Source organism: Streptomyces fuscichromogenes, from assembly GCF_014645815.1.
GTDB classification, from domain to species: domain Bacteria; phylum Actinomycetota; class Actinomycetes; order Streptomycetales; family Streptomycetaceae; genus Streptomyces; species Streptomyces fuscichromogenes.
This window is the reverse complement of the sequence record NZ_BMML01000043.1, coordinates 26,845-39,340: the sequence shown is the minus strand read 5'-3', so window position 1 is coordinate 39,340 and position 12,496 is coordinate 26,845. Positions and strand designations below refer to the sequence as shown.

The 12,496-nt window shown below is 70.9% G+C and carries 11 protein-coding genes; 9 read left to right on the top strand and 2 right to left on the bottom strand.

The window, feature by feature from the left end:
• Positions 1 to 113 precede the first annotated feature (113 nt).
• From IEZ11_RS47280 to IEZ11_RS47240, 9 genes are all read left to right on the top strand, one after another.
• Positions 114 to 1,106: a deazapurine DNA modification protein DpdA family protein gene (locus IEZ11_RS47280; RefSeq protein WP_189269293.1), complete on the top strand. Its 993-nt coding sequence runs from the start codon at positions 114 to 116 to the stop codon at positions 1,104 to 1,106.
• An 82-nt stretch (positions 1,107 to 1,188) separates the two neighbouring features.
• Positions 1,189 to 2,061: a Mom family adenine methylcarbamoylation protein gene (locus tag IEZ11_RS47275; RefSeq protein ID WP_189269292.1), complete on the top strand. Its 873-nt coding sequence runs from the start codon at positions 1,189 to 1,191 to the stop codon at positions 2,059 to 2,061.
• Complete coding sequence (locus IEZ11_RS47270; RefSeq protein ID WP_189269291.1) at positions 2,058 to 3,239, top strand: hypothetical protein; 1,182 nt, start codon at positions 2,058 to 2,060, stop codon at positions 3,237 to 3,239. The genes IEZ11_RS47275 and IEZ11_RS47270 overlap by 4 nt, the downstream gene beginning before the upstream one ends.
• Positions 3,240 to 3,488: 249 nt before the next feature.
• Complete coding sequence (locus tag IEZ11_RS47265; RefSeq protein ID WP_189269290.1) at positions 3,489 to 4,421, top strand: hypothetical protein; 933 nt, start codon at positions 3,489 to 3,491, stop codon at positions 4,419 to 4,421.
• Positions 4,422 to 4,450: 29 nt separating this feature from the next.
• Entirely contained in the window at positions 4,451 to 4,705 is a 255-nt protein-coding gene (locus IEZ11_RS47260) for a hypothetical protein (RefSeq protein ID WP_189269289.1), read from the top strand.
• A 150-nt stretch (positions 4,706 to 4,855) separates the two neighbouring features.
• Positions 4,856 to 5,296 carry a hypothetical protein gene (locus tag IEZ11_RS47255; protein ID WP_189269288.1) on the top strand — a complete coding sequence of 147 codons (441 nt, stop codon included), beginning with the start codon at positions 4,856 to 4,858 and terminating at the stop codon, positions 5,294 to 5,296.
• A gap of 254 nt (positions 5,297 to 5,550) precedes the next feature.
• Entirely contained in the window at positions 5,551 to 6,381 is an 831-nt protein-coding gene (locus tag IEZ11_RS47250) for a hypothetical protein (RefSeq protein ID WP_189269287.1), read from the top strand.
• Positions 6,382 to 6,465: 84 nt separating this feature from the next.
• The gene (locus tag IEZ11_RS47245; protein ID WP_189269286.1) at positions 6,466 to 7,563 is read left to right on the top strand and encodes an adenine nucleotide alpha hydrolase family protein; all 1,098 of its coding nucleotides are present in this window, start codon (positions 6,466 to 6,468) and stop codon (positions 7,561 to 7,563) included.
• 1 nt (position 7,564) lies between these two features.
• Complete coding sequence (locus tag IEZ11_RS47240; RefSeq protein ID WP_229713846.1) at positions 7,565 to 8,818, top strand: DNA cytosine methyltransferase; 1,254 nt, start codon at positions 7,565 to 7,567, stop codon at positions 8,816 to 8,818.
• Between the two features lie 146 nt (positions 8,819 to 8,964).
• On the opposite strand, the gene IEZ11_RS51605 is transcribed toward IEZ11_RS47240, so the two are convergent.
• Positions 8,965 to 10,419, bottom strand: a complete 1,455-nt coding sequence (locus tag IEZ11_RS51605; protein WP_229713845.1) for a hypothetical protein — start codon at positions 10,417 to 10,419, stop codon at positions 8,965 to 8,967.
• Complete coding sequence (locus tag IEZ11_RS47230) at positions 10,416 to 11,855, bottom strand: hypothetical protein (RefSeq protein ID WP_189269284.1); 1,440 nt, start codon at positions 11,853 to 11,855, stop codon at positions 10,416 to 10,418. Before IEZ11_RS47230 ends, IEZ11_RS51605 begins: the two co-directional genes overlap by 4 nt.
• Positions 11,856 to 12,496: the final 641 nt, after the last annotated feature.

The following is a 12,496-nucleotide window of genomic DNA, read 5'->3' as shown; positions in this document are numbered from 1 at the left end:
CGCGGCCGCCAGCCGCCGGGCCAAAGCCCAGGCCGCCGGCCGATTCACTCCCACCGCCGGTCCGGGGCGGCAACCCCGGACCGGCGCCGTTCACCAACCCGAGGGACGTACCCGTGAACGCCGTACTCACCGCCCCAGCCCGGCAGCCGTCGATCCCGGCGGCGGGCACTCTGTATCCCGAGACGTGCACCTGCACGCCCGCCACCCGCTACGCCTGCGGCCACTGCTACCACGAACAGTGCGTGGACTGCGGGTTCTGCACCATGGGCAGCTGCGTCTGCCACTGCGAGTACGGTCTCGGCTTCCACCCCGGCGAGTCGCCGCCCGAGGGGCCCATGTTCTGGCTCGGCGGGCACCGCGCCAGGTGGCTGTCCACCTGGGGCGTGCCGATGTGCCTCTCGCGCAACGTGCTGACCGGCATGGTGACGCTGCCGCGCGCCGCCGAGGACTGGGTGTGCGACTCGGGCGCGTTCTCCGAGCTCGGCGAGCACGGGGGCTGGACGATCGGGCCCTACGCCTACGTCCGCGAACTGCGCCAGTTCCGCGACGGGATCGGGCGTCTGGTCTGGGCCGGACCGCAGGACTGGATGTGCGAGCCGGACATGGTCGCCAAGACCGGTCTGTCGGTGCGCGAACACATCGACCGCACCGTCGGCAACTTCATCGACCTGATGGCCGAGGACCCCGGCATCGACATCATCCCGAGCGTCCAGGGCTGGCGCCCCGGCGACTACGAGGCCTGCCTGGACCTGTACGACAAGCGCGGCGTACGGCTCGCGAACTATCCGCTGGTCGGGGTCGGCTCCGTGTGCCGCCGCACGTCGGTCAAGGACGTCGAAGCCGTCCTCGCGACCGTGGCCGGCGCAGGCCTGCGCCGCCTGCACGGCTTCGGCCTCAAGACGAAGGCCCTCGAATCCTGCGCCGGATACCTGGCCTCCGCCGACAGCCTCGCCTGGTCGCGCGACGCCCGGTGGAACGAGCCGCTGCCCCAGTGCGAGGGCCGGCACAAGAGCTGCAACAACTGCGTGCACTGGGCGATGCGCTGGCGCGAACGCGTCCTGGACGTCCTGCACGCTCCCCGTCAGCTGATGCTCCCCACGGCCTGACCACGGCCGACCGCGCTGGTCCGGGGCGGCAACCCCGGACCGGCGCCGTACACCAACTCACCGCCCCGAGAGGACCCTTGTGATGTCAGCGTACGAACAGCCGCCACTCGATCCCGGCGCCGTCTGCCAGCGGTGGAGGAACCGCCGCCACAGCTGGAGGCCGACCGGTGAGGGCGGCTTCGATCCGGCTCGCTACCGGGTCCGCGAGATGCCGAACAACCTGGTCCACACGGCGCGGGCCTTCGTCCGCGCCCACCACTACAGCGGCTCGTGGCCCGCCGTCCGCTTCGCCTACGGCCTCTTCGACACCGCCGCGCCGCCGGCGAGCAGTCTGGTGGGAGTGCTCGCCCTGGGGATCCCGACCCAGGCCGCCGTCCTCACCTCGGTGTTCACCAGGCTCACCCCGTACGAGGAGTCACTGGAGCTGAGCCGGCTGGTACTGCTGGACGAGGTACCGGCCAACGCGGAGACGTGGCTGCAGGGCCGCGCCTTCCGGCTGGCGGCCGCCCGGGGCGTCCGCGGGATCGTCGCGCACAGCGACCCCGAGCCCAGGGCCCGTCTCACCGCCCACGGCCCCGAGCTGGTCTTTCCCGGCCACTACGGGACGATCTACCAGGCCAAAGGGATGGACTACCTGGGCAAGACCCGGCCCCGGCACCTGACACTGCTGCCCGACGGCTCCGTCCTCCACGACCGCGCGATGTCCAAGGTCCGCAACGGCGAGCGGGGCCGCGGAGGGGTCGAGCGGCGCCTGGTCGCTCTCGGCGCCCGCCCCCGCAGCGAAAACGAGCCCGGACGGCCCTGGCTGGCTGACGCCCTGCAGACCGTCGGCGCGCGGGTCGTAGCCCACGGAGGAAACCACCGCTACGCCGCCTACATCGGGCCGTACACCGGGCTGCGGCTCACCGCCACCTCCTACCCGTACCCCAAGGCCGACCAGCGAGGTGCGGCATGACCACCGATCGCGGAACCGGCACCGAGGACACCGAGCTGGTCATCAACTGGGGGCTGGGCGTCGACAGCAGCGCGTACCTGGTGAAGATGCTGGAGAACCCGTCCGCTCATGGCGTCGATCTGGCCCGCACGATGGTGATCCACCAGATCACGGGGAGCGAGTGGCCGACCACCTACGCCCATGCCGAGCAGTATGTGCTGCCGGTTCTGCGCGAGCAGCAGGTAAGGCTGGTCCAAGTCGCCCGGGCCCGCCGCGCGTTGGAGATCGTAGTCATGGACGACTCCCGCCGGCCCGAGCGGATCGTCCGGCGCGGGCCCTGGTCGCTGGAGGAGGACGAGTACGAGGCCAACGGCACGGTTCCCCAGCAGGGAGGCATTCGGCTGTGCAGCCTCCACGCGAAGGGCGAGGTCGGCGACGCGCTGATCGCCCAGGAGATCGGCGACCGGCCGTTCCGTCAGGTGATGGGGTTCAACGCCGACGAGGTCCCCCGCAGCCTCCGCGACCGGCGGGCGAGCAAGAACCCCCTGCGCCAGGGGCTGTATCCCCTGATCGAATGGGGGTGGGGGCGAGAGCGGTGCGAGGCGTTCTTGTACGAGCGGTTCGGCGTGGTCTGGGAGAAGTCCTACTGCACGTTCTGCTGTTTCCCGATCTCGATGGGCGCCATGGCCGCGCACCTGGACCGGATGCGCGCGCACCCCGACATCGGCGGACGGGTGCTGCGCCTGGAGTACACGTCGGTGAGCCTCAACCCGAACGCACGGCTCTTCGGGCGGGACAGCCTGCTGGAGAAGTTCGATCCAGACCGTCCCGCCGACCGTCCTGTTCTCGCGGCCTTCGAGAAGGAGCTCGACTGCCCGTGGGCGCTGTATCACGTGCGCCGGATCCTGCCGGCCGCGAAGGCGGACCCGACCCGCCGCGGCCGGGCACTGCGCTCGGTGGAAAGGGTCGACGTGGGCCGGGCGTCCGCACTCGGCCGGCGGCTGCGCAGTATCTCGGAGCGGCACAACATCCCGGTCGAGGTCGACGAGCGCTACGGGCGGGTGCGTGCATGGGTGCAACGGCGCGGTCCGGCCCTTCCCACCACGGAGGAACTGATGGTGACCGCCCCGCTCTACGTCCGGGACAAGCAGGTTCCGCATTTCGAACGCGCGTGGGCCGCGCATCGCGACCGCGCGTGACGGGGCCGGGATGCCGGCAAGATTGACAGCCACACACCAAGAGCGTCATATTGATTACGCGAAGCAGCGTTAAGAAAACGGTGGCCGGCGGAAGGCACCCTCTCACGAGGGTGTCGACCCAGGGCGGCAACCCCGGCCGAACGTCCCGCCGACCACCACACCAACCCGACCCGCCCGCCGGTGCGAGCACCGGACAGACAAGAGGAGTAGGCCCTCAGTATAGGGCCGCGACCCGAACCGGAGAGTGCAATGCCCAACGCCCTGAACCCGCAGCGCCGCGTCGTCGGCGGCCGCGCGGTGGTCAACCGCGACTGGATCCGCGAGTTCACCGGCGCCAGTGTCGGCAGCGCGGCCCGTTGGTACAAGGTGCGCGACGAGCACCCGAAAAAGCACCGGCACCCGGAGAAGGAGCGGATCGACGGGACCGACTTCTACGACGAGAAGCAGTTCCGCGCCTTCTACACCTGGTTCCAGGAGGAGAAGGCGAGCAAGGTCCTCAAGGCCGACCCCGAGCTGTACGAGCTCCACCCCGACACGGTCGTCTCCATCAACAAGGCCGCTTCTCTGCTGAATTTCGCCGGGGCCTCGGTGATCCGCAAGTACCAACAGGCGAACCCCGGCTACTTCCCGAACCCCGTCGACGAGCCGGTCGAGGGCCCCACCGGCCGCCCGATCGCCGGCTTCCGCATCGGCGACCTGCAGGACTTCGACCGAGGGCGCACCGGGGACAAGCTCGGCAAGGCCGGCCGCCGACCCGGTGCACAGGCCGAGGCGGCCGTCGGACGGCCCTCCGCCCTCGAAGAGGCGCTCGCGGCCGAGCTGAGCGCCCGCGCCGGCGAGGAGCCGCTCACCGCCACGCAGCTCGCCGCGCAGTATGCCGCCGAGGCGATCGATCACAGCGGCTACCACCCGGGGCTGGCCGCGGAGCTCAGCGTGCAGTACGGCGGACCGCAGCAGTCCTGGGAGTACGTCGTGCGCACCGCCCGCGCGCAACACCCTGCAGCCGCGCCGAAGCCCTCGGAGGCCGAGCGGCGGGCAGACATCGCCCTGGCGGCCCTGCGTGAGCGCGGCGACGTCCGCGGGCTCGCCGCCTCCCTGGCCCGCGAGCACGGAGGCAGCCCCGACGTCTGGTCGCGCGCGGTCAGCGCGGCACGCCCCAAGCTCACCGGCCCCACCCCGTGACCACCCCACCAGCTGAGGAACGAGCCCCGATGTTTCAGGTACGCGACACCCTCACCCGCCGGCTCCTCGCCCAGGGCCTGGCCGACTACGCCGCGGCCGAGGCCGCCCTGGACCGCCTCGACGACGAGCTGGAACGCGACCTCGCGGCCAACGGCGAAGGCGCCGGGCGCGTCCGGCTGCGGCTGGACGTCGAGCAGGTCACCGGCGACACGATCCGGACCGTCGGACACCACGTGCTCATCCTCGGCGTCGACGACCAAACCTGGCCACTGCCCGCGCTGTAGTTGCCCCTGCCTGAGAGCGACCCTCTCAGGCATGCCCGAAGGCCGTCGGTTGTGGGGCGGGGCTCATCCCGGTCCGGTCTCCTGCCTCGTTCGAGGGACTTCGACTCTGAATCACGTCCGGGGCCGAACCGGGGTGGCTACGCTGCCGCCATGTCGCCAGAGCTGACCCCGGATCAGGTCATGCGTGTGGTTGCCGCGTTGGAAGCGGCGTGGTCCGATGACAACGACGCTCTGGCCGCCCTGGTCCGCGGTGGGCATGACGAACAGCCGTTGGCCGCGCTGATCGCCGAGTTCGGCGTCAGCAGGATGCAGACCATGGTGCTGATCGTCACCGGCATCTCAGATCAGGACGGGGCCGACCGGCAAGAGGCTCTGACGGAGTCGAATGGCCTCATCTTGCACATGACCACGGTGGCGGTGAGCATGGTGTCCGGCTGGGCCCTCTCCGTCGGCGGTGACGTCCAGGCGACCGGCGACCTCGCCCGCCACGTCTTGCAAGCGATCCTCTCCTTCACCTCGGACGGGGATAACCCGCAGGAGGTGCAGGCCTTGTTTGCCCACCTGCGGGCAGACGCCCTGGCTCATTCCTGAGAGCCTGCACCTCACCCCCCAGCTCCGCGGCGGCCGGCCCGTGACGGACTATCGGGTCCGACCGGAGCAACGGGCGGGTGATCAAGCCGCCTGAACTGCTGCCGCGTTCAGTCGGACACAGGCCCGCCGCGTCAAGGCCCTGACCTGCACGCCCTTCCGGTTAAGGGGGTTGCACCACCCCAAAAAGCGAGTATAATTGATTTCAAGTTCCAGGCGGCAACCTGGAGCGGTCACCAGCCGACACAGGAGCAGACGTGATCAAAACAGAAGCCCGAACCGTGTACTGGACGGTGACGGTCTACGACCGGTACGGGTCCGCGCACCGCTCGACAGCGCTCCACGCATCAGCCGCCCGCCACCACCACGAGTTCTGGTCGTCGAAGCCGTCAACTGCCCGGGTGGGGTTCACCGAGCACACGCTCGTCCAGGCCCGCGCCATCACCACCTTCGCGGACCTGCCGGGCTCGGGCGAGCGGACGCCGCTGCCGAACCTCCCGGCCGGCGCGTACGAGGTGAAGCGGTTCTTCAGGTTCACCCGCGCGCTGTCGGACGGTTCACTGACCGGCTTCGGTCCTGCTGTGCTCTGCACCGGTGACGACGTCCGCTACTTCTACGAGTGGACCGTCCAGACGCAGGGCCACGCCCACGCCGTCCATGTCGACGTCTCCACTCTCCGGATCCTCGACATCACGCTCACCCACTACACCCGGGACGTCCGACTCGCGGACCTGCCGGACGACTGCACCATCTCGCTCGTGGGCGGCCTGGAGACCGGGGGTCTGGGCTGGATCTCCAGCCACGAGAAGGCGGGACCGTGCCTGCGCGTCCCCCTGGCCGACGCTTCCGAGGTCACCATCAGCGGCACCCCCGTCGACGAGCGCGGCGACAGCTCCGGGCACGCGAAGGCCGTCCCCGGCGGGTGGCTCGCCGTCCGGGACGGCGCCGTCGAGGTCTACCGCTCTCCCCGCAAGGTCCACACCCGCGCCGCCGACACCGCGGCACTGGCGGCCGCCGTACTCAAGCGCGCCCGCCAGCACCGCGGCGGGCCCGTCCTCCGGGACGAGCCCCGGCAGCCCCTCGCCTGAGGCACCTGCTCCATCACCTGTCGGCCGGGCGCGGCAACGCCCGGCCGACAGGCCACCAACCCCAGCTCCCAAGGAGATTCCTCCATGAGCAGCAGTCTGCAGCTCGGCCTGTTCCCCGACGAGCACGAAGCCGCCCGCGTACCAGACCTCGTCCCGGACGAGGTCGACATCTACATCCTCAATCTCTCGGGCGGGAAGGACGGCCCTCGGGCTGCCGCCCTGGCCCTGGACGCTGCGCGCGCCGCCGGCGTCGAGGACCGGGTCTACACGATCCACGCCTCGCTCGGCCCCTTGGAGTGGCCCGCCGTCACCGTCGACGGCATCCGCTACCCCGGCAGCAGCGAGCTGGCGGCCCTTCACAGCCGCGCCCTGGGTGTGCCTCCCAAGCGGCACATCGAGGTCCGCCGGACCCGAGAACTGGAGGGCGAACGGGTCCCCTACGACCTGCTGACCTACATCGCCGAGCGCGGTGACTGGCCGTGGAAGGGCGTACTCCCCTGCCGGAGCGACTGGAAGACCGGCCCCATCTACGGCGCCTTCAGCTCCATGGTCAGGGACCACAAGAAGCGGCTCGGCCGTCCGGCGGTCTGCGCCAACGTCCTGGGGATCAGGGCCGATGAGAGCCCTGACCGTAAGAAGCGGCCCGCGCTGCGTACGACCACCGAGAACACGGCCCGGATCGTGCACGAGTGGTCCCCGGCACACCAGGTGACCACCCAGGAGGTGAAGGACTGGACGGACGAGCGGAGCCTTCCTCACCAGTGGTGCTACGACTCCCGCCCTGGCGCCGGAGACTGGATGGGCTCCAGCCGCTGCTCGTGCTCGCTGTGCGTCCTCGCCAACCAGCGGGACCTCCTGCTCGCCGTGCGGCGCAGGCCCCGGCTGGCCGGGCTGTACGCCCTCGTCGAGCAGGTACGGGGCGTCCCCTTCAACCCCAACACCAGCATGGCCGAGTTGATCGAGCGGGCAGGCCGGGCCAAGGCCCCCGATCCCGGGGTGGTCATCGAGGACGAGGGTCCCGAGTTCGACGCCATGGAGCGTGCCGTCGAGGCCGCGCTGAAGAAGCCCGCCAAGCGCGCTCGCTACGTCCGTCCCGCTTCTGCGGCGGATGCCCTGCCCGGCGGCTGCGACAGCTGCGCAGCAGGCAGCACGGCCGTCCCGGCTACGGGCCGGGAGGTGTGACGTGTACACCTCTGGCCACCTTTTCAGCGGAGGCTGGGGCGACGGCCGCGGCTTCATGAACGCGGGATACACCCCGCTCTTCGGCGCCAACCACAATCCGTGGGCCATCAGGACCGCCCGCGCCAACGTCCCGGGCCTCTATACGCGAGAAGCAGCGATTCAGACCATCGACATGCGCACCCTGCCTTACGCGGACGTCCTGGCCGGCTCGCCGATCTGCCGGGAAGCAACCCCTGCCGGCGGCAACAGCAGGGCCCGCGTGCAGTTGGAGTTCGACGTCGGCGATGGAACGCAGGGGAGGCCCAGCCGGTGGGAGCAGACGCGCATGACCGCGTGGGAGCCCATCCGCTATGTCGACGTCCACGAGCCACTGGCCTACGTGGGAGAGAACGTGCCCGGGTTCTTCACCCGCAATCCGCGGCTCTTCGACGCCTGGCTGGGGGTGTGGGACGTCCTCGGTCGTCATGGCTACTACACGACGCTGGCGTGCGTGAACTCAGCCCACGTCAGCGTCGAGATGCCGGACGGCACCGTCCTTGACCCGGTCCCCCAGTACCGCGACCGGCTCGTGTGGGTGATGGTTCGCAAGGACATCGGCAAAGTGCCCGACCTGCAGCCCCGCCCCGTCTCGATCTGCCCGAACTGCGGTCCGGTACGGGGCATCCAGCACTGGCCGGGCGTTCAGAACGGCCGCGGCCGCCGCATCGGCGCCTACCTTCGCAGGATGCCCAAGAGCGGCGCCTCCCTGGCGAAGCGTTCGTACTACTACGTATGCCCGACCCAGCGGTGCCATGCGCGCGTCGAGCCGGTCGTCCGGGGCATCGGCGAGGTGATCGATGAGACGGTGCGCGGGCACCGGTTCGGCGACGGCCGGCAGGACCGCAACGAGTTCGAGGCGTACGCGCCTGCGGCCCGTGCCGGCGTGGCGGAGGGCCACAAGCTGTTCGGCGGCAAGCCGTTCATCGTCACCCGCCGCAACCACGGCGGCGCGACTTCTCTCGACGTTCCGATCGGCACGGTCACCGCTCAGGGCGGCGCCCACCACTACCTCGCGCGTCCCGCCCCGGACATGGACATCGACGAGTGCGAGTACCGGCCGCTGACCGTCGAGGAGAACGCCGATGCCCAAGGCTTCCCCGAGCATCACGAGTTCGCCGGTGAGGAGCCCGCTCGGAAACTCCAGGTGGGCGATGCGGTACCCGTAACGGTCGCCACCTGGACAGCTCTGGAAACCTTGAAGATTCTGCCGTCATGACGGCCCGGACCCCCGAGTGAGCAGCCCTCGTACGCGGGCACGAAACGCTGCGGCGCTCCAGGCGTTGGCCTGGGGCGCCGTGTTGTGTCCACCAGAAGTTGCTTCATGCCTTCAGCGGTGGGCCGTGGAACGCTCCGTGCCCGAAGTCACCGGGGTTCCTTTCCGGTGCCGGCGAGTGGAGTGAGCAGGCCGTGGCCGGGCCACAGAGGGGATCCCGCTTCCGCCCAGGCCAGGTGTTTGCCGACCTCGACAAGCACCTCGATCCGGTCGGCGGGCCCGTATACGCGGCGCGCTCCGGACGAGGGGTCGATGGTGCGGACCTCGCTGTGCGGGCCCGCGCACACGAGGGCGCGAGCGATGTATGGGAGGCCCAGGCTGAGGGCGTCGCATGCGTTGTCGCGGATGAGCTGAAGCAGGTCGCGGGTCACGGCCTCCCAGTCGCCGACCTCCGGCCAGCGTGCGCCGCCGTCAAGTTCGTGGGTGAGCGTGGACAGCGGCACGATCTCGCCCGGCCGGCGGCCGCGGACAAGGTGGTCGTGGATGCGAACGCCGTCGGGCTGCCGCACGCCGGGGTGCAACAACGACGCTGCCGCGACAACGGTCGTGTTGATCTCCTGGGCGCCGACCGGATGGTACGGCTCGTGGGCGAAGAGGAAGTAGACATTCAGGGAGCGGATCACCGGGATGGGCTCGGGCTGCGGCATGAGCGGCGTTCCTTCCTGCAGGAGTGGGCTGGGTGCGTGATGAGGTGCCGGGTCGGTTGCTGGCCGCTTGGCCCGCGGGTGCGGATCCGCGTGCCGCCCAGGGCCGGAGTCCGGGTTCGCACCGGCCAGGCCGTCCTCCGTGGTGTGCCTGAGGATCTGAGTGACCTGGTGAACGAGTTGGACCATCAGGCGCTCGCGGGTGATGAGGTAGGCGGAGGCCGAGCGGGTGTCCTGGGTCTGGAGCAGATCGGCGGTGTCCCAGAGCAGGGTGTGGCCGATCTCGGCCGAGCGGCGCAGTTCGTAGCGGTCGCTGCGGGCGGCGGCCTGGACGAGAACGGTGTGCAGGGCGCCGAGCCGCTGCAGGTAGCGGCAGGCGGCGGCGTCTTCGACCATGCGGACGTGTTCGCGAGCCCGGGCGTCGAGCCGGTCAGGGAGGTACTCGACGGCCAACGGGGCCAGGAGCATCGCCGGCAGGCCGACGGAGACCGGGAATCCGCGGCTGATGGCGATCAGGCCGATGATCAGGCTGATGACGGCGACGGCGCAGGCGGAGAGCCGCGGCGATCCGGGGCGAGCGTCGGCGGTGATGAGTCGGGCGGGACGCCGGGTCAGCCAGCGCAGGGCGAGGCGTTGGGTGCGGGTGGCGGACGGTGCGAGGACCGCGACCTGGTGGAGGTTCGCGCGCGAACTGCCGTCGGCGGGAACGGTCCACGCGAGAGAACCCCACCCGGTGTGCTCGTGAACGAGCAGGGGCTCGCAGGCGGCCGAGCAGGTGTCGTCGCGGATGTGTCCGGTCCGCCAGGCCCGGGAGCGTTCCTTTTCCCACCGCCCCGCGTCGCGGGCGAAGGGGCGGTCGTGGTGTGCGGTCGGCGGCGCCGTGTGGAGTGTGTCGGTCACGGGTTGCTTCCTTCCAGGTGGTGATCGCTCAGGGCGGAGGCACACGTGGTGCAGCGGCCGTCGCCGTGGGGGTGGGCGCGTCGTGGGGTGGGTCCGGGGCATGTGTGGCACAGCGGCCAGCCGAGGCAGGCCGGGCAGAGGTCCTCGCCGGGGGCGGTCCCGGGTCGGCCGCAGCCGGCGCACTCGACGAGGGCCCGGTAGGTCAGTGCTTCGCTCACCGTCCGCGCGGCCGCGGAGTCGGGAGACCGCCGTAGCGGCGGGGTGTCCCAGGCGGGCTGGTCGCGGGGGTCGGCCTCGATGGCCGGCGGCGGATACGCCTGGGCGGCGCGCAGGCGGGCGGCGATGATCGCGCCGACCGTCGTGCGGACGGGGTGGGGCAGGGGCCGGCCGGCGATGACATGCCGCAAGTGGTCGGCGCTCCAGCCGGCCTCCAGCATCACGGTCACGACGCGGCCTTGATCGGTGAGCGTCTTCCCGGTCAGCAGCAGGTCGGGGCGGGCCGCCCCGAGGTCGAGGAGCAGCCGGATCCCCGGGTGCATCGCATCGGCTGCCGGCGCGGACTGCACGGCCGGCGTGTCCCGCTGGTGCGGGCGTCCAGATGTGCGTGCGGCGTCGGTGCGGCGGCACGGAGGGAGGGGGCTGGTCTTCTCTGTCCTGGTCTTCTTTCTGTTGGTGTTCTTAGTGCCGGGATCAGCCAACGTAGGCTCAGCCAATCCTGGAAAACCCGACTCTGGCTGTGACGTGGCGTTTTCCAGAGCGGGCAGGTCGGTGATGACGTACAGCGCTTGGCCGAGCGTGCCGTCGGGGTTGCGCTCGCGGCTGCGGTAGAGGAATCCGTGCTGTTCCAGTTGCTTGAGTCCGGTGGTGACCGCGTCGACGCCTTCGCGGCCCCGGCGCACGAGCTCGGCGACGGTGACCTGCCAGCCGTCCCGGTGGGTGCTGACGTACCCGAAGATCCCCTTCGCCTTGAACGACAGCCGGCCGTCCCGGAACAGTCCGTTCGCGATCTGCGTGTACTGATCGGCGGCCATCACACCCCGGCGGACCCCCGCCCCGAAACCGGCGTCGCGTACGTTCTCGATCGCACGTGCGGAGGTGGCCCCCGGGGCGGAGACCTCGACGACGGCGGGACGGTCGGTGATCGCGTAGACGACCTCGCCGAGCGTCCCGTCCGGGCGGCGCAGACGCTCGCGGACGAGATAGCCGTACCGCTCCAGTTCCTTCAGGCCGGCACGGACCGCCTCCCGTCCGTCGGGGCCTGCGGAGATCAGGTGGGCGACGGTGATCTGCCAGCCGTCCCGGTGGGTGCTGACGTACCCGAAGATCCCCTTCGCCTTGAACGACAGCCGGCCGTCCCGGAACAGTCCGTTCGCGATCTGCGTGAACCGGTCGGCGGCCATCACACCCCGGCGGACCCCCGCCCCGAAACGGCTCACCGCCGTGCCCTCGACGCGGGCCGCGCGCCGTAGCCGGGGCAGGACGCCGGGACCGCCGGCGGGGGGCCGTCTCCGTTCCCGGGTGAGGGGAGGTGCGTGTGTTTCATACCGACAGATCACCCGCCGGCCCCGACCGGTCCGGCGGCCACGAACCCCGACCATCGGTCACGATCCGGCAACGGAGGCTTTCTACCTGCCATGGTCGGGGTCATGGTCGGGCCGACCACGCTTCTCCAACGCGGCTTCCCGGAAAGTGCGCAGTCCGGTTGCGCAACCCTCTGGCGGGCGTTGCGCACGGCGGCTGCGCAACCGGGCGAGGGTCCTGCGCAGTCTGAGTGCGTGCCCGCTGCGCATCTGATGTGGCGCCTCATGAATCCTCGTTGCGCAGGTCCGGGGAGGCTGTGCGCAACACCGGCCGCGAGCCACGTCGCAACCGGCATCCGGCTGCGGGGCGAGTCCGGCGGCTGCGCGGACCGCGGCCGCGTAGCGGCGGACGGGTCGAGGGCTCCGGGGCGGGCACGACCGCCGGTTCGTTGCCAGCCCGTGGTCGGGCCTGTGGTCGGGCCGACCATGACCCCGACCATGGGCTTCGTGTCCCCATCGTGACCGTGGTCGGGGTCTGGTGGTCGGTGGTCGGGTCG